The organism is Pseudomonas caspiana (genome assembly GCF_002158995.1).
GTDB lineage: Bacteria > Pseudomonadota > Gammaproteobacteria > Pseudomonadales > Pseudomonadaceae > Aquipseudomonas > Aquipseudomonas caspiana.
Window position 1 is genome coordinate 61,708 of sequence record NZ_LOHF01000004.1, and the last position, 21,736, is coordinate 83,443.

General features: G+C 57.3%; 27 protein-coding genes and 1 pseudogene. 15 read left to right on the forward strand and 13 right to left on the reverse strand.

Annotation, left to right across the window (positions count from 1 at the left end; translation table 11 throughout):
* Positions 1–87 precede the first annotated feature (87 nt).
* Positions 88–333, reverse strand: a complete 246-nt coding sequence (locus tag AUC60_RS06980) for a helix-turn-helix domain-containing protein (protein WP_087265362.1) — start codon at positions 331–333, stop codon at positions 88–90.
* Positions 330–581 (reverse strand): helix-turn-helix domain-containing protein, encoded by a 252-nt coding sequence (locus AUC60_RS06985; RefSeq protein WP_087265363.1) that lies wholly within the window; start codon positions 579–581, stop codon positions 330–332. Before AUC60_RS06985 ends, AUC60_RS06980 begins: the two co-directional genes overlap by 4 nt.
* A gap of 149 nt (positions 582–730) precedes the next feature.
* Here AUC60_RS06985 and AUC60_RS28095 point away from each other — a divergent pair, with 149 nt between their 5' ends.
* Both AUC60_RS28095 and AUC60_RS06995 read left to right on the forward strand, forming a co-directional pair.
* A complete protein-coding gene (locus AUC60_RS28095; RefSeq protein WP_238599530.1) occupies positions 731–1,069 on the forward strand; it encodes a hypothetical protein in 339 nt (112 codons plus the stop codon).
* A 294-nt stretch (positions 1,070–1,363) separates the two neighbouring features.
* The gene (locus tag AUC60_RS06995; protein ID WP_238599531.1) at positions 1,364–1,606 is read left to right on the forward strand and encodes a hypothetical protein; all 243 of its coding nucleotides are present in this window, start codon (positions 1,364–1,366) and stop codon (positions 1,604–1,606) included.
* Positions 1,607–1,634: 28 nt separating this feature from the next.
* Here AUC60_RS06995 and AUC60_RS07000 read toward each other — a convergent pair whose 3' ends face one another.
* Genes AUC60_RS07000 through AUC60_RS07010 form a run of 3 tightly spaced genes read right to left on the reverse strand, consistent with a single transcriptional unit; the run spans position 1,635 to position 2,927 of the window.
* A complete protein-coding gene (locus AUC60_RS07000; protein WP_087265364.1) occupies positions 1,635–2,285 on the reverse strand; it encodes an HAD-IA family hydrolase in 651 nt (216 codons plus the stop codon).
* 25 nt (positions 2,286–2,310) lie between these two features.
* Positions 2,311–2,592, reverse strand: coding sequence for an addiction module antidote protein (locus AUC60_RS07005; protein ID WP_087265365.1), 282 nt, complete (start codon positions 2,590–2,592; stop codon positions 2,311–2,313).
* Entirely contained in the window at positions 2,589–2,927 is a 339-nt protein-coding gene (locus AUC60_RS07010) for a type II toxin-antitoxin system RelE/ParE family toxin (RefSeq protein ID WP_087265366.1), read from the reverse strand. The genes AUC60_RS07005 and AUC60_RS07010 overlap by 4 nt, the downstream gene beginning before the upstream one ends.
* A gap of 334 nt (positions 2,928–3,261) precedes the next feature.
* Between AUC60_RS07010 and AUC60_RS07015 the strand changes: the two genes are divergently transcribed.
* From AUC60_RS07015 to AUC60_RS07035, 5 genes and pseudogenes are all read left to right on the forward strand, one after another.
* Positions 3,262–4,950 (forward strand): NAD-dependent malic enzyme, encoded by a 1,689-nt coding sequence (locus tag AUC60_RS07015; RefSeq protein ID WP_087265367.1) that lies wholly within the window; start codon positions 3,262–3,264, stop codon positions 4,948–4,950.
* Positions 4,951–5,240: 290 nt separating this feature from the next.
* Positions 5,241–5,858 (forward strand): annotated as a pseudogene (locus tag AUC60_RS28005) (methylated-DNA--[protein]-cysteine S-methyltransferase); the annotation flags it as partial.
* 147 nt (positions 5,859–6,005) lie between these two features.
* Positions 6,006–7,139 (forward strand): ribonuclease D, encoded by a 1,134-nt coding sequence (gene rnd / locus AUC60_RS07025; RefSeq protein WP_087265369.1) that lies wholly within the window; start codon positions 6,006–6,008, stop codon positions 7,137–7,139.
* Complete coding sequence (locus tag AUC60_RS07030; protein ID WP_087265370.1) at positions 7,136–7,429, forward strand: YcgL domain-containing protein; 294 nt, start codon at positions 7,136–7,138, stop codon at positions 7,427–7,429. The genes rnd and AUC60_RS07030 overlap by 4 nt, the downstream gene beginning before the upstream one ends.
* A 118-nt stretch (positions 7,430–7,547) precedes the next feature.
* Positions 7,548–8,480 (forward strand): D-2-hydroxyacid dehydrogenase, encoded by a 933-nt coding sequence (locus AUC60_RS07035; RefSeq protein WP_087265371.1) that lies wholly within the window; start codon positions 7,548–7,550, stop codon positions 8,478–8,480.
* 176 nt (positions 8,481–8,656) lie between these two features.
* Here AUC60_RS07035 and AUC60_RS07040 read toward each other — a convergent pair whose 3' ends face one another.
* Positions 8,657–9,250 carry a nitroreductase family protein gene (locus AUC60_RS07040; protein WP_087265372.1) on the reverse strand — a complete coding sequence of 198 codons (594 nt, stop codon included), beginning with the start codon at positions 9,248–9,250 and terminating at the stop codon, positions 8,657–8,659.
* A 226-nt stretch (positions 9,251–9,476) separates the two neighbouring features.
* On the opposite strand from AUC60_RS07040, the gene AUC60_RS07045 reads away from it, so the two are divergent.
* Complete coding sequence (locus AUC60_RS07045) at positions 9,477–9,926, forward strand: YcgN family cysteine cluster protein (RefSeq protein ID WP_087265373.1); 450 nt, start codon at positions 9,477–9,479, stop codon at positions 9,924–9,926.
* Between the two features lie 98 nt (positions 9,927–10,024).
* Here AUC60_RS07045 and AUC60_RS07050 read toward each other — a convergent pair whose 3' ends face one another.
* The 4 genes from AUC60_RS07050 to AUC60_RS07065 all read right to left on the reverse strand — a co-directional run bounded on the left by AUC60_RS07050 (position 10,025) and on the right by AUC60_RS07065 (position 12,341).
* Positions 10,025–10,399, reverse strand: a complete 375-nt coding sequence (locus AUC60_RS07050) for a YgaP family membrane protein (RefSeq protein WP_087265374.1) — start codon at positions 10,397–10,399, stop codon at positions 10,025–10,027.
* A gap of 85 nt (positions 10,400–10,484) precedes the next feature.
* A complete protein-coding gene (locus AUC60_RS07055; protein ID WP_087265375.1) occupies positions 10,485–10,973 on the reverse strand; it encodes an RNA methyltransferase in 489 nt (162 codons plus the stop codon).
* A 235-nt stretch (positions 10,974–11,208) separates the two neighbouring features.
* On the reverse strand, positions 11,209–11,583 hold the full coding sequence (locus tag AUC60_RS07060) for a YajD family HNH nuclease (RefSeq protein WP_087265376.1): 375 nt from the start codon (positions 11,581–11,583) through the stop codon (positions 11,209–11,211).
* Between the two features lie 71 nt (positions 11,584–11,654).
* A complete protein-coding gene (locus AUC60_RS07065; protein WP_087265377.1) occupies positions 11,655–12,341 on the reverse strand; it encodes a spermidine synthase in 687 nt (228 codons plus the stop codon).
* Between the two features lie 92 nt (positions 12,342–12,433).
* Between AUC60_RS07065 and AUC60_RS07070 the strand changes: the two genes are divergently transcribed.
* Complete coding sequence (locus tag AUC60_RS07070; protein WP_087265378.1) at positions 12,434–12,718, forward strand: hypothetical protein; 285 nt, start codon at positions 12,434–12,436, stop codon at positions 12,716–12,718.
* Positions 12,719–12,891: 173 nt separating this feature from the next.
* Here the strand turns inward: AUC60_RS07070 and AUC60_RS07075 are convergent, their stop codons facing one another.
* Together AUC60_RS07075 and AUC60_RS07080 are read right to left on the reverse strand one after the other, a co-directional pair.
* Positions 12,892–13,368 carry a cyclic nucleotide-binding domain-containing protein gene (locus tag AUC60_RS07075; RefSeq protein ID WP_087265379.1) on the reverse strand — a complete coding sequence of 159 codons (477 nt, stop codon included), beginning with the start codon at positions 13,366–13,368 and terminating at the stop codon, positions 12,892–12,894.
* Between the two features lie 109 nt (positions 13,369–13,477).
* On the reverse strand, positions 13,478–15,538 hold the full coding sequence (locus AUC60_RS07080) for a S9 family peptidase (protein WP_087265380.1): 2,061 nt from the start codon (positions 15,536–15,538) through the stop codon (positions 13,478–13,480).
* A gap of 141 nt (positions 15,539–15,679) precedes the next feature.
* On the opposite strand from AUC60_RS07080, the gene AUC60_RS07085 reads away from it, so the two are divergent.
* From AUC60_RS07085 to AUC60_RS07110, 6 genes are all read left to right on the forward strand, one after another.
* On the forward strand, positions 15,680–16,168 hold the full coding sequence (locus tag AUC60_RS07085; protein WP_087265381.1) for an MFS transporter: 489 nt from the start codon (positions 15,680–15,682) through the stop codon (positions 16,166–16,168).
* A 59-nt stretch (positions 16,169–16,227) separates the two neighbouring features.
* Positions 16,228–17,001: a class II glutamine amidotransferase gene (locus AUC60_RS07090; protein ID WP_087265382.1), complete on the forward strand. Its 774-nt coding sequence runs from the start codon at positions 16,228–16,230 to the stop codon at positions 16,999–17,001.
* 174 nt (positions 17,002–17,175) lie between these two features.
* The gene (locus AUC60_RS07095; protein ID WP_087265383.1) at positions 17,176–17,700 is read left to right on the forward strand and encodes a DUF2937 family protein; all 525 of its coding nucleotides are present in this window, start codon (positions 17,176–17,178) and stop codon (positions 17,698–17,700) included.
* 301 nt (positions 17,701–18,001) lie between these two features.
* Entirely contained in the window at positions 18,002–18,754 is a 753-nt protein-coding gene (locus AUC60_RS07100) for a 5-oxoprolinase subunit PxpA (protein WP_087265384.1), read from the forward strand.
* Positions 18,751–19,455, forward strand: a complete 705-nt coding sequence (locus AUC60_RS07105) for a 5-oxoprolinase subunit B family protein (RefSeq protein WP_087265385.1) — start codon at positions 18,751–18,753, stop codon at positions 19,453–19,455. Before AUC60_RS07100 ends, AUC60_RS07105 begins: the two co-directional genes overlap by 4 nt.
* Complete coding sequence (locus AUC60_RS07110; protein ID WP_087265386.1) at positions 19,452–20,369, forward strand: 5-oxoprolinase subunit C family protein; 918 nt, start codon at positions 19,452–19,454, stop codon at positions 20,367–20,369. The genes AUC60_RS07105 and AUC60_RS07110 overlap by 4 nt, the downstream gene beginning before the upstream one ends.
* Before the next feature lie 178 nt (positions 20,370–20,547).
* Here the strand turns inward: AUC60_RS07110 and AUC60_RS07115 are convergent, their stop codons facing one another.
* Positions 20,548–21,726 carry a vWA domain-containing protein gene (locus AUC60_RS07115; RefSeq protein WP_087265387.1) on the reverse strand — a complete coding sequence of 393 codons (1,179 nt, stop codon included), beginning with the start codon at positions 21,724–21,726 and terminating at the stop codon, positions 20,548–20,550.
* Positions 21,727–21,736 lie beyond the last annotated feature (10 nt).

The following is a 21,736-nucleotide window of genomic DNA, read 5'->3' on the forward strand; positions in this document are numbered from 1 at the left end:
GTCCCTATCTCTCCGCCATACAAATGAAAGCCCCAGAAGTTATGCTTCTGGGGCTTTTTTGTTTGGGTTGGATAAGTTGGATGGCAATTATTGTTCGGCGCTCATCTTTTCCAGACTAATCAGCAGTTCGTGCGGATCCGCATTCAGGCCCAGACACAAATCCATAAACTCAATCACATCCAGTCTTCGCTCGGCATTTTCGGTTTTCGATACGAAGGACTGCGGTCGTCCCAATTTCGTGGCCAGCTCTTTTTGGGTCAGGCCTGCTTCTACTCGCGCGTCCAGGAGAAGGGTCAGGAGGGATTGGTAGCGGGTGTTGTGGATGGTTTTCACTCAGACGACGCCAGCGCCTCTTCATACTCATTCACAAACTGCGGCAACGCATAGCCAAGGACCGCGCACAAATCCCGCAGTTGAATCAGATCCAGGCGTCGGGAGCCTTTCTCCACATCGCTCATGAATGATTGCGGTCGACCAAGGGCTGTGGAGCACTCCGATTGGGTCAGGTCTGCGTTCTCTCTGATCGTTCGCAACAGCTTGATCAGGATCTGATGTTCTCGTCGATAGATTGCTTTTGTCATGGTGGCCGTTCCTGTTGAACAGCGGCGTAAGCTATAACTGATTTTCAGATATCTGATTTTCGGATATTCTTGGTTTTGATTCCGCGCATGGCTGGATGTCTGCACGGACGCAATGAATCTTGGAAGGCTTAGCTGAAAGGACACAATTTATGAAAAAAACAAAACTCTCACGCTTTCCCAAGCAAGCAGCTCGACGTAACGCGATGACTCGCTCTGCCAGGCTTTTAGGTCGTAACTCTCAAGCTCCGTCGACCAAGCTGCAAGTCGTCAGCTCCATCTACGCCTACCTCATGACCAGTTGGGATGAGCTACCTGACGAGAACAAACGTGCATTGGGCTTCGACTTCGTTGTGGGCAGTGAGGGCGAGGAGGTAGCGCTTAATCATCTAGCGCGGCTTTTTATGGATTACGCAGATTTGTCATTTCGGCGGGCGCTGGTGGCTCGGCGTAGACGGTTGGGTGTTGATGAGTCAGGTGAGGTGAGGTGATTGGCTGGGTGGGTGGAGGATGCTGTTGGTGTTCGGGTTGTTTCCGGTGTGGCTGATGCACTGCGTCGGCTTAATCGCGGGCAAGCCTCGCTCCCACAGGTTCTACGTCATCCCGAGGGAGTGTAGAAATCGTCCGGTTTTCCCCTGATTGATAGTCGAAAGCGGGGAGATATGAATAACTACCGCAGTCGCCAATTGGAATTGGCTGAAGATGAACCTGAATCCACTCGGGATAACGAGGGAAATCAGTTTCAGGGGCGCAGGCACATATAGGCGCTCATTTCAGGGGAAACCATGCTGGAACGCGTCATGACTGAAACCGAGCTCGAAAAAACCAAAGCCAAGATCAACAAAATGTTAGCCGAAGCGCGCAAGCTCGTTTTGGAGGCTGACAAGCTTGGCGCTGAAAAAACCAGGCTTGATGCTGAAGCTCGCAAAATGACTCGCGAAATATTCTGGTATCCCATCGCAATTGCCATCGGGATGATTGGCGCAGTGTTCACGGCAATGCTGTTGCTGCCCAGGCTAATCAAATGAGCGCTTTTTGCTGCATGCAGTCTGATGGTCAGTTCCGAATGAGACCCAATCCCTCAGCATCAACCACCACCGTCACCCCTTCATAACTCTCCAACATCCCATGCTGCGTCTCCATCTCATGCTCATGCGTCGCGGTTATCACCACCACACTCGCACCCGCTGCTTCAGCTGCTGCAATACCTGCCGGCGCATCCTCGAATACCAGGCAGTCTTTCGGATCCACGCCTAGTCGTTGAGCTGCAAGCAGGAAACAGTCCGGGGCGGGTTTGCCTTGGCTGACGTCTTCGGAAGTGACGATGTTGACCGGTAATTTCAGGCCGGCAGCTTTCAGGCGTGCTTCAGCCAACGCGCGTGGGGCGGAGGTGACGATAGCCCAGCGCTCCGGCGGAAGCGAAGCGAGGAGGCGGGCGGCGTCGGCGACTTCTATGACGCCTTCTACATCGTCTATTTCTGCTTGTGAAATGACTTCGGCTTCCAGCTCCGGGTTAACACCGGGCAGGTTGAGGTTGCGGATGGTATCGATGCAGCGCACGCCGTGGATGGTAGGCAGGAAGGTTTTGACGTCCAGGCCGTGGCGCTCGGCCCAGTGAGTCCAGACCCGCTCGGCAGCGACAATGGAGTTGAGCAGCGTGCCGTCCATGTCGAACAGGAATGCCGAGAAGCGTCGGTTGTTGAGCATGGGTTACCTCGGGTCAGGATTTTGGTTAAGGACGATGAGCAACCAGCTTGACTCCGAGCGCACTTAATACTTTCAGCACTGTGTCATAGCGAGGTTTTGCGCCTGGGGCTAGTGCTTTATAAAGGCTCTCACGGCCCATGCCGGTATCTCGAGCGAGTTGGCTCATGCCATGGGCTTTCGCAGCTTCATTCAAAGCACGCAAGAATACATCCGGGTTTTGATCTTCGAGGGCGGCTGTCAAAAACTCGAAAATGGTTTCTTCATCTGTAAGATATTTCGACGCTTCAAAAGGTTTGAGCTGGGTCATGGCAGTTGATCTCGTTCGATTGTGCCCAGTATTTGCTTGGCCAGCTTGATGTCTCGCCGCTGGGAGGATTTATCTCCACCGCACAGGAGCAGATAGACCGTCTCACCCTGACGTGAGAAATAAATCCTGTAGCCTGGACCTGTGTGAATTCTCATCTCACTGACTCGTTCGCCAACCGTTTGCGTGTCACCAAGATTTCCAAGTTCGACCGAAATCAGTCGTGCCGTAATTCGGGCTCTAGCTTTTGGGTCCTTGAGCCTGGCCAGCCAGTTGTCAAACTCAGGTGTGACTACAAGCGAATAATGAGTTTTTGGAGTGTAGTCTTTCGGATACATGTGGGCAACGTCGCTGGATCAAAAAATTCATCCAACAGTCCAGCGCCATTTGCCGAGGAGAGCAAAGTCGGTTTATTTACCGGATGATTCTCCAAGTGTTTATCCATGGACTTGTGATTCAGCGGATGACTGTCCGGTCTTTTTTTTGCCATCCTTTCGCCATGTAGTAGCGGCAAATTGTCGCAACACGATTTTGCGCGAGTAAGATACGCACCTTGATTTCACAACCCCGATTTTTCGGGGCTGGCCCTGATGCGCTCTTTTGAGATTCCGGGTTGCCAGCCTCGGTTGTACGGATTGAATACGAGTAGACAAGAAAAGGCGATCACTGAAAATGACCAAGACTTCGCGACCTTTATATATTTCCTATGCCGGCCCTTCGCTGCTGGAAATGCCCCTGCTGAACAAAGGCAGTGCTTTTACCCCGCAAGAGCGGGTCGAATTCAATCTGATCGGGCTGCTGCCGCAAAACGTAGAGACGATCGAAGAGCAAGTCACGCGGGTTTACAGCCAGTACCAGCAATGTGCGAGCGATCTGGACAAGCATATTTATCTGCGTTCGATCCAGGACAACAACGAAACGTTGTTCTTCCGCCTGCTTGATTCCCATCTCGATGAAATGCTGCCGATCATCTACACGCCGACGGTGGGGCAGGCCTGTCAGGAGTTCTCCAAGATCTACCGCACCCACCGTGGTCTGTTCATTTCCTATCCGGATCGCGACCGCATCGACGATATTCTGCGCAGCGCCACCAAGGATCGGATCAAGATCATCGTGGTGACTGACAGCGAGCGAATTCTTGGTCTGGGTGACCAGGGCATTGGTGGTATGGGCATTCCAATTGGCAAGCTGTCGCTGTACACCGCGTGCGGCGGGGTCAGCCCGGCTTACACGTTGCCGATCGTGCTGGACGTTGGCACCAACAATCAGGAGTTGCTCGACGACCCAATGTACATGGGCTGGCGCAACAAGCGGGTGACCGGCAAGGAGTACGAAGACTTCATTGCGCTGTTCATCGAAGCCGTGCAACGTCGCTGGCCGGACGTGTTGCTGCAGTTCGAAGACTTCGCTCAGACCAACGCCATGCCGTTGCTGGACAAGTATCGCGACAAACTGTGCTGCTTCAACGACGACATTCAGGGCACCGCATCGGTAGCGGTGGGGACTTTGCTCGCGGCCTGTAAAGCCAAGAACGAAACCCTCGGTCAGCAGCGCGTGGTGTTCCTCGGCGCAGGTTCGGCGGGTTGCGGGATTGCCGAGCACATCATCGCCGCGATGGTGATTGAAGGCCTGACGGAAGCAGAAGCGCGCAAGCGAGTGATGATGGTTGACCGCTTCGGCCTGTTGACCGACAGCATGGACAACCTGCTGGACTTCCAGAAGAACCTGGCACAGAAGGCTGGCGACGTGGCGGGCTGGTCGAGCGGTTCGGGCTACCCTGAGCTGCTGGACGTGGTGACTAACGGCAAGCCGACGGTGTTGATCGGCGTGTCCGGTCAGCGTGGTCTGTTCACCGAGCAGATCATTCGCGAGATGCACAAACACTGCGCCAAGCCGCTGGTTATGCCGCTGTCCAACCCGACGTCGAAAGTGGAAGTCACGCCGCAGGAAGTTCTGACCTGGACCAACGGTGATGCGCTGGTGGCCACCGGTAGTCCATTTGCGCCAGTGACTGTGGGTGATCGCACGTTCCATATCGCGCAGTGCAATAACTCCTACATCTTCCCGGGCATTGGTCTGGGTGTGATCGCGGCAAAAGCCACGCGGATTTCCGACAAGATGCTGATGGCCGCTTCCAATGCGTTGGCCGAGTGCTCGCCGATGGTGACGGGGAAGGGCGACGCGGTGTTGCCGCCGCTGAAGGAGATCCAGGAAGTCAGCAAAAAGATCGCCTTGGCGGTGGCCAAGCAGGCTCAGGTTGATGGTGTGGCGCTGGAAACTACTGAAGAGTTTCTGGTTGAGGCAATCCAGCGCAACTTCTGGCAGCCGAAATACCGGGCGTACCGTCGCAGCGCGGTTTGATTGCGCACTGACAAGCTGAGCGAAAGCCGCGACAGGCAAACCTGTCGCGGCTTTTTTATGGGTTTAAAATGAAACAGAGTCAACGATCTGAAATGCAATCTCTGTGGGAGCTGGGCTTGCCCGCGATAAGGTGGGCGTGATCTGAAGTGAATCGCGTCCAGCCTTATCGCGGGCAAGCCCAGCTCCCACAGGTTCGGTGTTTGCCGTTAGAAAGCGCTGAGTCATAGGCTCCGCGCGACTATCAGTACCTATATAAAACACAGGAGCATCCGTTGGAAGGAATCGACAAGGCAGGAACTGAACAGATCTTCGCCTTCAACGCCGCCTTGAAAACCCTGCTGCAAACCCGGCCAGCAAAGCCTTCCACCGGCGAGCCGCTGTATTTCAAGATCTTGCCAACGCCCCTGGGCCCCATGCTCGCCATGGCGGAAAAACGCGGGCTGGTAATGCTCGAATTTCTGGATAGGCCGATCCTGATGCGCGAAGTCGAAGAGCTGCGCAGTCGTTTCGGCTATCTGATAGGTGCGGGCGATACGCCGCATCTGCTGCAGATTGAAGACGAGTTGAAACGCTACTTCGACGGCACGTTGACCCGCTTTGAAGTCCCGCTGCATACGCCGGGTAGTATTTTTCAGAATCAAGTGTGGGAAGCGTTACGTCAGGTGCCTTACGGCACCACCTGCACCTACGGCGAAATCGCGCTGTTGCTGGGTAAGCCGGGAGGCAGTCGTGCGGTTGGCCTTGCCAATGGCAGCAATCGCATGTCCATCGTTCTGCCGTGTCACCGAGTCATCGGTGCGGATGGCTCGCTCACCGGTTATGGCGGTGGCAAACATCGCAAGGAGTTCCTGTTGCGGCTGGAGCGCGTAAAACTGCAAATCGACGAGCAGGGCCAGTTAGGATTCTGAAGGTCGAAGCGCTGGCCCGATGAACGGTCGTTTTTTGCCTACAATAGCCGTCAATCCAAGATGAAGATGTTCAACACTTGTAGGACAGATGCGCGGTAATTGCCGACGGCGATATATACTGCGCGCCATTCTTCAAGGGAGAGCCGTGTGGCCATCGATATTCACTGGATTCGCGACGACGACAGCCTCGCCCTGCATTGCGCACAATGGCAGTCACTGCCCTTTGTTGCCCTCGATACCGAATTTATGCGGGTCGACACTTTTTACCCTATCGCGGCCCTGCTGCAGATCGGTGACGGCACCAGCGCGTGGTTGATTGACCCGCTGCTGATCAATGACTGGCGGCCGTTGTCGGCGCTGCTGGAGAACCCTGACGTCATCAAAGTGGTTCATGCGTGCAGCGAAGACCTGGAAGTATTGCTGCGCCTGACCGGTAGTCTGCCAGCGCCATTGTTCGATACTCAACTGGCGGCCGCTTACCTGAACCTTGGGTTTTCCATGGGGTATTCACGTCTGGTTCAGGACGTCTTGAATATCGACCTGCCCAAGGGCGAGACCCGTTCGGACTGGCTGCAGCGTCCGCTGTCCGAGACACAGATCAGCTATGCCGCCGAAGACGCGGTGCATCTGGCCGAGCTTTACGGCATTTTGCGTCCGCGCCTGTCTGACGAAAAATACACGTGGTTACTGGAAGATGGCGCCGAGCTGGTCGCCAATCTGCGTCGTGATGTAGACCCGTACGAGGTTTACCGCGAGGCCAAACTGGCCTGGAAGCTTTCCCGTGCTCAGTTGGCAGTTCTGCGTGAACTGTGTGCCTGGCGTGAGCGTGAGGCGCGTGCCCGTAATGTGCCGCGCAACCGTATCGTGCGCGAGCATTCGCTGTGGCCGCTGGCCAGGACTCAGCCGGACAGTCTGGCTGCGCTGGCAAAGATTGATGATATGCACCCCAAGACCGTGCGTCAGGATGGCGAGTATCTGCTCAACCTGATCAAGACAGCCAGCAGCCTGCCGCCCGATCAATGGCCGCCAGCACTGCCTGAGCCTTTGCCGATCGAGGCCGCGGCCGTGATCAAGACGCTCCGTGCAGTGGGCCAGCGTTATGCGGAACAGCTGGACATGGCGCCAGAGCTGATGTTGCGCAAAAAGACCCTGGAAGCCCTGCTCAAAAGCGGTTTTCCGAACGGTCCCTATCAATTACCCGATTCACTGCGTGGCTGGCGCCGTGAATTGATGGGCCAGGCGCTGCTCGACAGCCTGGCCAATGCAGGAGAACAGCAGTGAAGCGCATTTGCTCGATTTATCGCAGCACCAAAAGAAATGAAATGTACCTGTACGTGCTCAAGAGCGATGAGCTCAAGCGCGTTCCGCCTGAGTTGATGGTTGCATTCGGAAAACCGTTTCATGCGTTCGATCTGGTATTGAGTCCGGAGCGCACGCTGTCTCGCGAAGACATCAATCGGGTGCTGGAGAACCTCGACACCCAGGGCTATCACCTGCAAATGCCGCCAGCAGAGGACGAGTACATCGAGCACCTGCCCGAAGAGTTGCTGCGTCGTAACGACCCGATGTGAACCGTTACTGCTACCCGTGAGCCGAAGTTATAAAGGTCGGTACCGGTCAGTGCGCCGCTAATTGATGCGGGCATGGCCGGTCATCGGTCGCATGTCTAGTTTTTAAGGTTTTGAAACCATGCGCGTTCTGATCGCTGAACACGATTACCCTGTCTATACCCAACTGCTGCGCAAGGCTGCGCCGGAACTGGAAATCCTCAGCACGGGCGACTCCGCCGAGCTGTCCAGGTTTGCCACTGACTGCCCGGTGTGGCTTGGCCAGCCGGACCTGTTGGCTAACCTGCTGCGTCAGGGACACAAACCCGCATGGATGCAATCGACCTGGGCGGGCATTACGCCGCTGCTGGTCGAAGGCCTTACCCGAGATTACCGTTTGACCCGTGCCGTGGGCATCTTTGGCCAGGTGATGGCCGAGTTTGTCCTGACGTACATGCTGGGGCACGAGCGCGAAGTGCTGGCGCGTCTGGTCAGCCAGGTCGAGCGTAAATGGGACAACCGCACTGGCCACAGCCTCGCAGGTCGCAAGGCACTGATCGTTGGAGCAGGTGATATCGGCCTGAGCGTAGCGCAGTTTCTGGTGCCGTTTGGTGTGCAGGTTTATGGCATCGCATCGAGCGCCCGTACTCAGGCGCCGTTCGTTGAAGTCGGTGCCATGGAAGATCTGGATCGGCTGGTGGGGGAGGTGGATTACGTCATCAACCTGCTGCCGAATACGCCGCAAACTCACGATCTGTTCAATGCGAAGCTGTTCGCCAAATTCAAGCCTACGGGTTTGTTCATGAACGTCGGCCGTGGTGTGGCGGTGGTCGATGCCGATCTGGTGGAAGCGCTCAAGGAAGGGCATCTGGCGGGCGCGGTCATCGATGTTTGCCGACAGGAGCCATTGCCGCAGCGCCATCCGTTCTGGACCGCCTGGGGCCTGTTGCTGACAGGGCATAGCTCAGCGCCAACCTCGCCAGTGGCGATGGTCGGGCTGTTTCTTGAGAATCTCAAGGCTTACGAGGCCGGTGAGCAACTGCGCGGGGAAGTGGATTTCTCGCGGGGTTATTGAAACGGTCGCTTGCCAATAGACCTGTAGGAGCTGCCGAAGGCTGCGATCACGTTATGTCTGGATGAACGCTTCGCAGCCTTCGGCAGCTCCTACAGAAAATACATTTCAATTCACTGGTTTTGCGTGTTGTTCGATAAGAGCCAAAAAGTTGGCTCTTATCGGGCATTCGCCCGCGGTTACAGGCTGAAATCACCCTCAGCCGCCAACTGCGCCACGGTCTGACGCGGGCTTGGCACCTCGCGACCTTGCAGGTATTCAGGCAAGGTCGACTTGTCGCCCAGTTTGCCGATCGCGACCGCTGCGTGCAGCGCGTAACCTTCCGGAATATTCAACTCTTTGCGGGTCAGCTCCTGATCGAAACCGGCCATGCCGTGAGTGTGCCAGCCGCTCAGGCTTGCTTGCAGGGCCAGGTAGCCCCAGGCGGAACCGGTGTCGAAGGTGTGCCACAGCGCCGGGCTTTCTTCGGTGGCGCCGGGAGCGGTGAAGGTGGTCTTGGAGATCACGATCACGAGCGCCGAGGCGTGTTGCGCCCAGTTACGGTTGAACTCGTTCAGCAGGCCCAGATAGCGCTCCCAGTTTGGCGTATCGCGACGCGCATACAGAAAACGCCAAGGCTGCGAGTTATAAGCCGAAGGCGCCCAGCGAGCGGCTTCGAAGAAGCTCAGCAGGGTTTCTTCAGGGATGCTTTCGCCGCTAAAAGCGCGTGGCGACCAGCGTTCGGTGAATTGTGGATCGATAGGGTGATCGGCGATGCGAGGGTTTGTGCTCATGAGAATCCTGAAAGGCAAGGATGGAAGAACGCTCAAGCGGTGGGCCGTTGACGGCAAGCATCGCGGATGTCTTACAGCGGATGTTGGTAAATCAGCGGACTAAAGCTACTGCGCCGTCCGTCCGATGACAAGTATTGCGTACCGACAGTCGACCACACTTGGCCCACAGGCCTTGTCGCACTAGACTGGCCGCCTTTTTCCTACCTGATGCTGATAGCCCGAACCCATGGCCGCTAAAGTCGAACCTTTCTGGATCCGCAAGACCCTCGCCCAACTGGACAATGCTGAGTGGGAGTCGCTGTGTGATGGCTGTGGCCTGTGCTGCCTGCAAAAGCTTGAGGACGAGGACGACAACAGCGTCTATTACACGCGCATCGCCTGCAAATTATTGGATCTGAAAACCTGTCAGTGCACCGATTATCCGAATCGCCGTGCCTCGGTACCGGACTGTATCCAGCTCACGCCGGGTCAGGCTGACGAATTCAAATGGCTGCCACCGACTTGTGGTTATCGTCTGGTCAGCGAAGGCAAAGACTTGCCGCTTTGGCATCATCTGGTGTGCGGTGATCGGGAGGCGGTACATAAAGAACGCATTTCCCAGTCTGGCCGTATGGTCAGCGAGAACAGCGTGCCTGAGGATGATTGGGAGGATTACCTGATTTTTCGGGCGGGGTGAATCATTGCGCGCATCGGTAGAAGGCAACTTGTTGGCGAGGCGGTGTATCAGTCACTGCTTCTCGCGAACAAGTTCGCTCCTACCGGTGCAATGTGTTCTTACAGCCCGTTTTTAGGCTTGGTCAGCGCTTCCAGACCTTCGGTCAGCGCATCTTCAGTAGCGACTTCAGCTTTGGTCTTCAGCAGGCTCAGCTCATCACCGGCACGTTTGATGCGCGATTTGGCGATGTCCAGATCGCTGCGGCTTTTCTCGACCAGGCTTTTCGCCGAGCAGTGGCCTGTGATGCCGCGCGCCAGAACTGCGCCGCCAATGGCCAGTTGAATCAGGCCGAAGAAACCGCCTCGACGCAGGCCCTTGCCCATCATCAATACGCCGCCTGCCAGCGAGCCAACACGCTCCCAGCCTTGAACGTTCTGCTGTGGTCTGCCTTCGATGGCGTCGTCAATGCGTTCTACGATCGGGGTATCGCTCATGATCTTGCTCCATGATGGGATGATTTCGGTTCAGTAAGAACTGACTGTTGCCTTCCGAAACTGTTCAATCCATTTCACCCAGCAGTTACGAATCAGCCTGTTCCCGACCGAATTGCGGACCCGAGCGGGTGTTCACGCCCTTCGCCATACGATCGTAGAGCACGACGTTGACAGTTGCGGCCAGGTTCATGCAGCCCTGCGTCGGGATGTAGACGACGTCTTCACACCAGTCGCGAATCTCTTTGTCCAGTGACCCGTCTTCGGGGCCGAAGATGTACAGCGCACGATCCGGGTGAGTGTATTCGGGCAGGGCGCGGGCACCGTCCACCAGTTCGACCGCAACCGGAATGCAGCCTAGTGGCAGGATACTTTTCAGGTCTTCGATGCCAATCAGCGGAATGTCCTGATGGATCTTCTTGGTGTCGGTGACGAAGTCCCGGGCGCGCTCATAGCGTTTACCGGTGTAGAACACCGAAGCCACCCCGTAACAACCCGCCGCACGCATCACGGAACCGACGTTTTCCGGAGACTTGGGATTGAACAGGCCGATGCAGGCATAGCGTTTGTTTGCCACGGAGAGGTGCTCGCTGGGAAAAGCGGGCGATTATACGGGCTTCAGGCGTTTCTTGTGGCGCGGCCTTCTGATGCTGAGATCTGAATTTGAAACGCGATCCTGTGGGAGCGGTGCTTGCCCGCGATGCATGTGTCGCAGTTCGCAGGCCGACCGCATTATCGTTTATCGTCGGAATGCCGCCCAGACCAAGCACCGCTCCCACAGGTTTTTGTATTTGCAGCAGGACCGCGCGCGGTCACTCATCTTTCTTCATGAGCCCTGCCAACGCCGCGAACGGGTTGTGAGTCGCTTTGGCAGCTTTCGGGCTGCTGGTGGAGCTTTCCGAGAAGTATTGCTGGTCGGTATAGCGCGAGTGTTCATTGTCGTGGCAGTACAGGCAGAGCAATTCCCAGTTGGAGCCGTCCTGAGGATTGTTGTCGTGGTTGTGGTCGCGGTGGTGCACGGTCAGTTCGCTCAGGCGCTTGCCGGCGAATTCACGGGCGCAGCGACCGCAAACGTGCGGGTACATGCGCAGCGCCTTGTCGCGATAACCCATCTCGCGGTCGCGCTGGGCGTCGGCCAGGATGCGATCCAGCTTGGCGGTATGGGAGGGTGGGTTGGCCGTGCTCATGGGATCACCTGTATCGGATTCGGTCGGTGGAACAATAGTGAATGCGCCAAGTCTAGCGCGTCGCGACGGGTTCAGCCTTTGAGTTTTTCGGCGATCCAGATGGTGTGCCGCGTGCCTTTGTTGCCGTGGGCGAAGACTTGCACTTCTTCAGCCTTGAAACCGGCCTTGCGCAGCTTGTCGGAAAACTTCTGATCAGCACTGGCTGACCACACCGCCAGAATGCCTTTGGGACGCAGGGCTTGCGCACAGGCTGCCAGTCCACCGGAAGAATACAACCAGCTGTTGGATTTCTGAGTCAGGCCTTCGGGGCCGTTGTCCACGTCTAGCATGATCGCATCGAAGCCATGAGGCTCGCTTTTCAGAACTTGAGCGACATCTTGCACGATCACGCTGGCGCGTGGGTCCAGCAGCGGATTGCCAGACTTCTCGCCCAGTGGGCCGCGATTCCACTCGACCACACCGGGTACCAGTTCAGCGACAACCACTTCGCCATTTTTGCCCAGATGCTTGAGCGCCGAGGCCAGGGTGAAGCCCATGCCAAGGCCGCCGATCAAAACCCGAGGTTGCGCCCGGGAGGCGACTTTCTTGCAAGGGATCTCCGCCAGGGCGTCTTCAGAGCCGTGCATGCGGGTGTTCATCAACTGGCCGCCATCGCCGCCCTGAATCTTGATCACGAAGTCTTCGCCGTATTCGAACAGGCACAAAGCCCCGCCGTTGTCGGGAATGGCGGTGGTGTCGAGCAGCACGAAACGTTTCATTGAGGACTCATTCAGAGAGAGATTTTTGACCACATGTTGTCGTCCAGGAGTAGGCTGAACGCACAACAATTGTTTGGCACCGGAGGCCATTGATGAAGCGCGCTATTCTACCGGCGATTTTCCTGACTGCGCTCTGGGTAAATGTCGGGCAGGCAGATAATCAGTCAGCAGCATCGATCCCTGCATCGGGTTCGCCGGGCACCGCTACACCGACGCCGTATCCCCAAGTGGTTCCACCGGGGCCAGCGCTCATAAACGGTACACAGGGTAATGGGCCATTGCTGCCCAAAGTTGAATTGCCACAACCACCCAAGGGACAACCGGTGCCAGGGCAGGACCAGAATGCCCCGACGCCGATGCCGCCTCGACCTAAATAAACTCCGCGGGTCCCGTGCTGATGAAGGACCTGTTGGAGCGAGGCTTGCCCGCGAACCAGGCGACGCGGTGGGTCAGTAAAACCGCGTTATCGTTCTTCGCGGGCAAGCCTCGCTCCAACAGAGTGCTCTGGGACCGTTAAATCCAGACATTGCGGTCTTTTCAATAAAAGCCGCTAAACCTGCTGCGCGAGCAACTGGCCATCAACCATACGCAAGCGTTTGGACAGAGATGTGGCCAGCGCACGGATTATCTTCGCTGCAACCCGCGGCGCTTCATCGAGCATTTTTTCCAGCGCGTCCCGGCCCAGATTCAGCAACTGGCAATCAGTTGCTGCAATGCAACTGGCCGAGCGACGTTCGCCATCCAGTACGGCCATTTCGCCAAACGCCCGGCCACGACGTAAAACGGCGATTTCCACCGTCTGGCCTTCCGGGTTCAGCTTCTGTACCGAAACGGTGCCTAAATGGATGATGCTCATGAATGAGCCTGGATCGCCTTCGCTGAAAATCGCTTCGCCTTTGCCAATCGAGGCCATGTTGAAGTAGCCCGCAGCGGTCTGGAAATCAGCAGGCAGCAGTGGGTCGAACAGCCCACAGTCCATCAGCATGTCGCGAATTTCGTTATTCAGGTGTGATGGTTGTTCTGCCATGGTTGAGTCTTGTTTTTGGCCAATCGACGGTATTGACGGTTTTTGAGAAAGGGCCGGACGCTACCACATCCGACCCCGCAGCTACTAAGACATGGATTTCAAAGCGAGTTCATTGGTTGAGCTGCAATACCTTGAAGATAAACCCGTATTCGAGCGCTACGTCACGCAATCCTTGATAGCGACCGCTCATGCCGCCGTGGCCCGCGCCCAGTTCGGTCTTGAGCAGCAGCAGGTGATCGTCAGTCTTGTGCGCCCGCAGTTTGGCCACCCACTTGGCCGCTTCCCAATACTGCACCCGGCTATCGTTGTAGCCCGCGATCACCAGCATGGCCGGGTAATGCTGGGCGCTGACGTTTTCATACGGCGCATAGGCTTTGATTCGCTCATAAACCTCCGGCTCCTGCGGGTTGCCCCACTCATCGTACTCGGTGACGGTCAGCGGCAGGTCGGGATCGAGCATGGTGTTGAGCACGTCGACGAAGGGCACTTCGGCAATCGCGGCCTTGAACAGCTCGGGACGCTTGTTGACGACTGCGCCAATCAGCAGGCCACCAGCGCTGCCGCCACTGATCACCAGTTGTTCGGCGCTGGTGCGCTTCTCAGCGATCAAATGCTCAGCACAACTGATGAAGTCGTCAAAGGTGTTTTGCTTGTGTTCCTGCTTGCCGTTGCGATACCAGGCTTCACCCAGCTCGCCGCCGCCGCGTACGTGGGCGATGGCAAACGCCACGCCTCGATCCAGCAAGCTAAGTCGGGCATGGGAAAACCATGGGTCGAGGCTTTCGCCGTAAGCACCATAGCCATACAGGTAAAGCGGTGTTGGCTGATCGGCCAGTTCGCGTTTGACCACCAGGCTGATCGGCACTTGCGTACCGTCCTTGGCGGTGGCCCACAAACGCTGGCTGACGTAGGCGTCGGCATCGAACTTGCCGAGCACCGGGGTTTCCTTGAGGACTGATTGCTCGCCGCTGGCCAGCGTCAGTTGCCGCACCTGGGCCGGGCGATTCAATGATTGATAGCGCAGGCGGATTTTATCGCTGTTGAATTCCAGCGTGTCCTGCACGTACAGGCTGTACGCGGCGTCCGGCAATTGCACGCGATAGGCCGGTAGCCCTTGCGGGCGCGCTTCGATGATCGGCAAGCCTCCTTCACGCAAGCTGAGAATCAGGCCCTTGGCGTTCAGGCTCAGACCTTCAAGCATCACCGTGTCGCTGTGCGGGACCAGCACCTGCCAGTCATTGCGGGTCGGCACGCCAGTGGCTTTTTGCTGAGCCTGATACAGCGCAAAGTTGATGCCGTCCTGATTGCTGCGAATCAGCCAGCTCCACACGCCGTCCACCTGACCGTGGTCGATGGAGTACTCATGGCCTTCAACCCGTGGTGCCATGCACACGAATGCGTGTTGGGGCTGATCGGCATCCAGTACCCAGGCTTCGCTGGTGGTTTTGCTGTCGAGCCCGAGAATCAGCTGTTTTTCCGAACTGCTGCGATAGCAATGCAGGAAAAAACGCCCGTCAGGCTCACTGAATACCAGATCGGCTGTGTCATCACCCAAGCGATGGCGATACAGTTTGTGCGGCCGATGGATGTCGTCCAGTTCGCCGAAAAACAGCGTCTGACTATCGTTGGCCCACGTCATGCTGCCGTCGCAGTCTTCAAACGGCAGGCTGCTGACCTGACCGCTGCTCAGTTCTTTGACGTAAAGCTGGTAGACCTCTTCGCCGGTGGTGTCCAGGCTGTAGGCCAGACGCTGGTGGTCCGGGCTGATGCTGAACGCACCAAGGGAAAAGAAGCCGCCCCCCGCCAGTACATTGGGGTCGAGCAAGACTTCTTCCTGGCTTTCGTCGATGCCCAACGAGTCGTCCGCCGGACGCGGGCAACGATAATGCCGTGCGTACTCGTCGCCTTCGGTGGTGCGGGTGTAGTACAGATACGGCCCCCAAGGGGAGGGCAGCGACAGGTCGGTTTCCAGAATGCGGCCTTTGATTTCCTGAAACAGCGTCTCGCGCAGTTCTTCCTGATCCGCCAGCCGGGTCTGTTGCCAGGCGTTTTCCGCCTTGAGGTAGTCAAGCACTTCCTCTGTGTCGCGGTTTTGCAGCCAGGCGTAGGGATCTGCACCCTCGGCTTTACGGGCGACGGGTGCGTTTGCTGCTGAATTCGATAAGGTCATGCAGGGCTCTCTCGTGGAGGCGCCTGGCGCAAGCGGCTGAAATCAAAACCGCTGCGCCGGACTAATACTCAACCCGGACAAGCCGGGTTGGTGAAAAGCCGTTATCATAAGCGCCTCTTTACCTGCCTTACCACGGATGTCATGACCGAGAACGACTATACGATCGCCTGGGGGCTCTACGCATTTGCTGCGTTGGGCTGTCTGCTGGTTTGGTTTCTGGCGACCCGCTGGATGTGGCGTTACCTGCGCGAGCCGCTGGTGGTCATCGTTGCGGTGCTGCTGTTTACGCCGACCATGATCGACGCCACCAAGGAAATTTACGCGCCTGCCGTTGCCATTACCGCCCTGGACCTTTTGTTCAAGGTGGGCAGTAACGTCTGGAATGCGCTGTCAGATCTGGCCATGTACGGCATGATTGCCCTGGTGGTTTATGTGCTGTTCGCGCTGATTCGCTGGCCGCTGGAAAAAAGCTGGAAAGCCCGCCATCCGGAAAAACCGGTCCAGCCTGAAACCGCGACTGACGCCGAAGACGAAGATGAGCCGTTCTCCGGCACTGATCGCTATGCGCGCAAACCAGCGGCCCCTACGGTCAATACCAGCAGCCGTTCGCGGGTTGAACCTCGCCTTTAATGCTTCCCCTGGCGCTTGTGTCGCCATGCTGCTGAACGTTTGCAATCGAGAACCCGAGCATGTGTGAACTACTGGGCATGAGCGCCAATGTCCCGACTGACATCGTTTTCAGTTTCACCGGCCTGATACAGCGGGGCGGGCGCACCGGCCCGCATCGTGACGGCTGGGGTATCGGCTTTTACGAAGGACGTGGCTTGCGTCTGTTTCAGGACCCCGCCGCCAGCAGCGAGTCGGAAATCGCCCAGCTGGTGCAACGCTATCCCATCAAAAGTGAAGTGGTGATCGGCCATATCCGTCAGGCCAATGTCGGTCGCGTGTGTCTGTCCAATACCCATCCGTTTGTTCGCGAACTCTGGGGTCGTAACTGGTGTTTTGCCCATAACGGTCAATTGGCGGATTTCGATCCCTTGGCGACGTTCTATCGCCCGGTGGGTGACACCGACAGCGAAGCGGCATTCTGCGATTTGCTTAATCGCGTGCGCGAAGCGTTCCCTGAGCCGGTAGAAGTCGAAGAACTGCTGCCGTCATTGGTCAAGGCGTGCAGTCACTATCGCAGCAAGGGCGTATTCAACTGCCTGCTCAGTGATGGCGACTGGCTGTTTTGCTTTTGCAGTACCAAACTGGCACATATCACCCGTCGCGCTCCCTTTGGCCCGGCACGCTTAAAAGATGTCGACGTCATCGTCGACTTTCAGGCCGAAACCACACCCAATGATGTTGTGACGGTGATTGCTACCGAGCCGTTGACCGAGAACGAAAACTGGAACCGCTACGAGCCTGGTCAGTGGGCGTTGTGGCGGCGCGGGGAGTGTGTGGCAAGCGGTAATACCTGATTTTTGGGGACTCTGTTTTGTGTGGGAGCTGGTTTGGTCTGGGCCGCATCCAGACGATAAGGTCACTGCGATCTAAAATAAATCGTATCCAGCTTCATCGCGGGCAAGCCCGGCTCCCACAAAGGGCGATGCATTCCAAATCCAATAGATGTGCCTGGTTTGAGAGGGATCTAAATGCTGCGAAGTTATCTGCGATTAGTCTTGTTCACGGCGGGCTTGCTGTTCGGGGTTCAGATACCGGGTTTCATCAGCGACTATGGAAAACGGGTCGAAGCGCATCTGCTTGAGGCGCAGCAGAGCGTTCGAGGCTATAACGCGACCGCGCAGCAGTTCTTCAAAGGCGACGTACAGGCACTGATTCAGCACTACCGCAACAGCGAAGACCCGGTCTTTCGGGCTGACGCCGACACCATCAACACCTTGTTGACCCGTACTCAGGTCCTGCAGCGTGAATGGCTGGCGATGCAAGGCCCTTGGTATTCCCGAGCGATCCATGTCGCCGTGGCCGCTGATGCCGATATCCGCAGCGAAACCTGGAACGGCTACACCTGGCAGGTGCTGCTGGCGCCCGATGTCATTGCCTGGGGCATCATCAGCGCATTGTTGCTGGCGTTCTTGATCGAGAGCTTCTTCCTGATGATCAACTGGGTCGTCAACGGCGGTCGTCGCAAGCCGCGGCTGGAGCGGGACTGGCGCTGACCTTCAGGTTGTGGGACCGGGTTTAGCCGGGAAAAGATCGGAGGATGCACTGTAAACGGTGCGTCAGCATTGCCGCCCTCCCGGCTGAAGCCGGTCCTACGACGTCTCAAGTCAGCAGCTCACCACCCTCAATCAGTTTTTCTTATCCATCTCCCGCGCTTTTATTAGTTGGACGCAACGTCCGGCCTGATCCAAGAATAAGCCATGCCTGACAGGCCAGTCGCAACGCTGCCATCGCTGTTAGCTGGCGCGCTAGACTGAGCCTGTTGTCCAAAAACGATAAAGCACAGGAGATATCCTCATGGGCCGCTTGCTACTCAATTGCGACATCGGCGAAAGCTTCGGTGCCTGGACCATGGGCCTTGATGCCCAGGTCATGCCGTTCATTGATTGTGCCAACGTCGCCTGTGGCTTCCACGCCGGTGATCCCAGTGTGATGCGCAAGACGGTTAGCCTGGCGCTGGCCAATGAGGTGATGATCGGCGCACATCCGGCCTATCCGGACCTTGTAGGCTTTGGCCGCCGCTCCATGGCGTGCAGCCCTGAAGAAATTCAGGACCTCCTGCATTACCAGATCGGTGCGCTGGATGGCGTGTGTCGTGCTCAAGGCGGGCGCGTGCGCTACGTCAAACCCCATGGCGCGATGTACAACGACATGATGGCCAATCCCGCCCAACTGCGTGCTGTCATCGAAGGCATTGCTCGCTATGACGCGCAGTTACCCTTGATGCTGCTGGCCATGCGAGACAACAGTCGTGCCCAGGCGCTGGCCGACGAGTTCGGTGTCGAGTTGTGGTTCGAAGCTTTTGCTGACCGCGGTTACGAGCCTGACGGCAGCCTGATGTCCCGTAAGCTACCCAACGCCGTGCACCATGATGCTGAAGTCATTGTGGCCCAGGCCATGACCTTTGCACGTGGCGAGGCTTTGATTGCCAGTGATGGCAGCGAGCTTCCTCTCAAGCCCAATACCTTGTGCGTACACGGCGACAACGCCAGTTCGGTTGCCGCAGTGCAGCGTATTCGTCAGTCTCTGGACGAGCTGTCCGGCGTATGAAGTTGCGTATTGAAGTGGTCGCAATCGACTGTCTGATGGTGCGTCTTTTCGATGCTATCGACGAAGCCAACATGCCATGGATGCTGGCTGCTACCGCGCGGTTGCGTGAGCAGTTTGCCGGACATCTGGTAGAGCTGGTGCCTTCATATACGACCTTGATGGTGCAATACGATTTGTCGGGCCTTAATCCGTCGCAGGCCCGCGAGTTGATCCATCTTGCGCTACACGACCTGGCACCGGACTCGTCGGTGACCGGTCAGCACCATGTATTGCCCGTCTGGTATGACCTGAGTGTCGGTCCTGAACTGAGCTTGTTGTCCCGACGCAGCGGCCTTGAAATCAGCGAGGTCATCCGTCGTCACAGCGAACGCCAGTATCAGGTGTTTGCGCTCGGGTTCGCGCCGGGTTTTGCGTTCATGGGGCTGGTCGAGGAAGTCCTTGCTGCGCCTCGTTTGAACACACCACGCAAGCGCGTTGCTGCGGGCAGTGTCGGGATCGCCGAGCGGCAGACTGCCGCCTATCCGGTGGTGTCCCCCGGTGGCTGGAACCTGATTGGCCGCACGTGCAGCAAATTGTTTGATCGTCAGCGAGACGGCTACAGCCTGATGCAGCCCGGTGACACGGTCAGCTTTTCAGCCATTGATCGCGCCGAATTCGTACGCCTGGGTGGCGATGACACGCCGCTGGAGGTACAGCCATGAGCGCGCTATTGGTCGAAAGCAGTACCCCGTTGTGTCTGTTGCAGGATGCTGGCCGCTTTGGCGTTCGTCACCTGGGCGTCACTCAGGGCGGGGCGCTGGATTGGGTGTCGATGTCCTGGGCCAATCGTTTGCTGAACAACCCTCTGGATGCAGCTGTTATCGAAGTGACCCTGGGTGGTTTGACGGTGTTGGCCGAAGAGGATTGCTGTCTGGCGCTGGCCGGTGCCGATCTGGGTGCCATGCTCGATGATCGCCCCGTTTCGCCATGGCGCAGTTTCTTCATGAGCAAAGGCCAGCGTCTGCGTTTTACCCAGCCGCACCTGGGGGCGCGTGCTTATCTGGCGGCACCGGGCGGGTTTGATGCACCCAAGGTGCTGGGTAGCTGCTCCAGCGTTGGTCGTGAAGAACTGGGCGGGCTGGATGGCTTGGGTAAAGCGCTGGAGAAGGGCGATCGGCTGAGCTATTCGGGTACCGCGTTTTTACTGGGTGCACTGACACCACAGCAAATCCCTGACTTCAACGACTGTGCGCCACTGGACATTGTGCTCGGTGCGCAAGCCAGCGAGTTCAGCGGTCAAAGCCTGTTTGACGTGTTCAACAGCGACTGGACGCTGGACAGTCGCGCAGACCGCATGGGTATCCGCTTGCTTGGCACGCCGCTGGTGTATCAAGGCGCTCCGATGATTTCTGAAGGCATTCCGCTGGGTGGGGTGCAAGTACCACCGGATGGTCAGCCCATCGTATTGCTTAACGATCGGCAAACCATCGGCGGCTACCCACGGCTCGGTGCCCTGACACCGCTGTCTCTGGCGCGCCTGGCGCAACGGTTGCCCGGCAGTGCCGTAAGGCTCAAACCGATTGTGCAGACCACCGCGCATGAGCAGCATGTGGCGTATTTGCGCAAGTTTGGGTAGGTCCTTTGTCTGGATTGAACCCAATCCTGTAGGAGCTCACCGAGGTTACGAGGCCAGCGAAAGCGTTTTGCCTGACACACCGCCATCGCTGGCCTCGTAACCTCGGCGAGCTCCTACAGGGTCGATATTTGCTTCGCGGGCCGCAAGGTGATTTTGACGTGGGACCGGCGTCAACACGCTACTTCGCCAGATACCGCATCCCTTCCTCCAGCCCCCGCAGCGTCAGCGGATACATCTGATCTTCGATCAAATCCCGCACGATGTTGGTCGAGGTTGTATAAGCCCAGGCGTCTTTGGGGTAGGGGTTTATCCAAATGAGTTTCTTGAACTTGGCGGTAAAGCGCTGCATCCACAAATAGCCCGGCTCTTCATTCCAGTGTTCAACGCTGCCGCCTGCCTGGGTGATTTCATAGGGCGCCATGGAGGCATCACCGATGAAGATCACTTTGTAGTCCGCGCCGTATTTATGCAGCAAGTCCTGTGTCGAGAAACGTTCCGAGCCGCGGCGCATATTGTTCTTCCACACAGACTCATAGATGAAGTTGTGGAAGTAGAAGTACTCCAGATGCTTGAACTCGGTTTTGCAGGCCGAGAACAGTTCCTCGCAGACTTTGACGTGGGCATCCATCGAGCCGCCGATGTCGAACAGCAGCAACAGCTTGATGGTGTTGCGCCGTTCCGGGCGCATCTGGATATTCAGCAGGCCAGCATCGCGAGCGGTGTGGTCGATGGTGCCATCGATGTCCAGTTCCTCCGCCGCACCCTGACGGGCGAATTTGCGCAGGCGACGCAGGGCGACCTTGATATTGCGTGTGCCGAGTTCCACTTGATCATCCAGGTTCTTGTATTCCCGCTGATCCCAGACCTTGACCGCTTTGCCTTTACGCTCGCCAGCGTCGCCGACCCGAATGCCTTCCGGGTTATAGCCGCCTGAGCCAAACGGACTGGTGCCACCGGTGCCGATCCATTTGTTGCCACCGGCATGGCGTTCCTTTTGCTCTTCCAGGCGTTTCTTGAATTCTTCGATCAGCTTGTCGAGTCCGCCCAGTGACTGGATTTGCGCGCGTTCTTCATCCGTCAGTGAGCGCTCGAATTCCTTGCGCAGCCAGTCTTCGGGGATCAGCGCCTTGAGATGGTCGTCGAGTTTCTCCAGACCATTGAAATAGGCGCTGAACGCTCGGTCAAACTTGTCGAAATGCCGCTCGTCCTTGACCAGAATCGTTCGGGCAAGGAAATAGAACTCGTCCATGTCGGCGAAAGTGACCCGCTGTTTCAGCGCGTTGATCAGGTCCAGCAGTTCGCGTACCGAGACCGGGACCTTGGCGGCGCGCATTTCGTTGAACAGATTAAGGAGCATGGTCTCTCCG

Coding starts and splice junctions, on each gene's coding strand:
- AUC60_RS07110 (WP_087265386.1), top strand. CDS start 19,452: ATGAGCGCGCTATTGGTCGAAAGCAGTACCCCGTTGTGTCTGTTGCAG.
- AUC60_RS07000 (WP_087265364.1), bottom strand. CDS start 2,285: ATGCTCAACAACCGACGCTTCTCGGCATTCCTGTTCGACATGGACGGC.
- AUC60_RS06995 (WP_238599531.1), top strand. CDS start 1,364: ATGCTGGAACGCGTCATGACTGAAACCGAGCTCGAAAAAACCAAAGCC.
- AUC60_RS07100 (WP_087265384.1), top strand. CDS start 18,002: ATGGGCCGCTTGCTACTCAATTGCGACATCGGCGAAAGCTTCGGTGCC.
- AUC60_RS07075 (WP_087265379.1), bottom strand. CDS start 13,368: ATGGCAGAACAACCATCACACCTGAATAACGAAATTCGCGACATGCTG.
- AUC60_RS07060 (WP_087265376.1), bottom strand. CDS start 11,583: ATGAGCACGGCCAACCCACCCTCCCATACCGCCAAGCTGGATCGCATC.
- AUC60_RS07095 (WP_087265383.1), top strand. CDS start 17,176: ATGCTGCGAAGTTATCTGCGATTAGTCTTGTTCACGGCGGGCTTGCTG.
- AUC60_RS06985 (WP_087265363.1), bottom strand. CDS start 581: ATGACAAAAGCAATCTATCGACGAGAACATCAGATCCTGATCAAGCTG.
- AUC60_RS07005 (WP_087265365.1), bottom strand. CDS start 2,592: ATGACCCAGCTCAAACCTTTTGAAGCGTCGAAATATCTTACAGATGAA.
- AUC60_RS07090 (WP_087265382.1), top strand. CDS start 16,228: ATGTGTGAACTACTGGGCATGAGCGCCAATGTCCCGACTGACATCGTT.
- AUC60_RS07080 (WP_087265380.1), bottom strand. CDS start 15,538: ATGACCTTATCGAATTCAGCAGCAAACGCACCCGTCGCCCGTAAAGCC.
- AUC60_RS07050 (WP_087265374.1), bottom strand. CDS start 10,399: ATGAGCGATACCCCGATCGTAGAACGCATTGACGACGCCATCGAAGGC.
- AUC60_RS07065 (WP_087265377.1), bottom strand. CDS start 12,341: ATGAAACGTTTCGTGCTGCTCGACACCACCGCCATTCCCGACAACGGC.
- AUC60_RS07085 (WP_087265381.1), top strand. CDS start 15,680: ATGACCGAGAACGACTATACGATCGCCTGGGGGCTCTACGCATTTGCT.
- AUC60_RS07105 (WP_087265385.1), top strand. CDS start 18,751: ATGAAGTTGCGTATTGAAGTGGTCGCAATCGACTGTCTGATGGTGCGT.
- AUC60_RS07035 (WP_087265371.1), top strand. CDS start 7,548: ATGCGCGTTCTGATCGCTGAACACGATTACCCTGTCTATACCCAACTG.
- AUC60_RS07040 (WP_087265372.1), bottom strand. CDS start 9,250: ATGAGCACAAACCCTCGCATCGCCGATCACCCTATCGATCCACAATTC.
- AUC60_RS07115 (WP_087265387.1), bottom strand. CDS start 21,726: ATGCTCCTTAATCTGTTCAACGAAATGCGCGCCGCCAAGGTCCCGGTC.
- AUC60_RS07070 (WP_087265378.1), top strand. CDS start 12,434: ATGAAGCGCGCTATTCTACCGGCGATTTTCCTGACTGCGCTCTGGGTA.
- AUC60_RS07045 (WP_087265373.1), top strand. CDS start 9,477: ATGGCCGCTAAAGTCGAACCTTTCTGGATCCGCAAGACCCTCGCCCAA.
- AUC60_RS07015 (WP_087265367.1), top strand. CDS start 3,262: ATGACCAAGACTTCGCGACCTTTATATATTTCCTATGCCGGCCCTTCG.
- AUC60_RS07010 (WP_087265366.1), bottom strand. CDS start 2,927: ATGTATCCGAAAGACTACACTCCAAAAACTCATTATTCGCTTGTAGTC.
- AUC60_RS28095 (WP_238599530.1), top strand. CDS start 731: ATGAAAAAAACAAAACTCTCACGCTTTCCCAAGCAAGCAGCTCGACGT.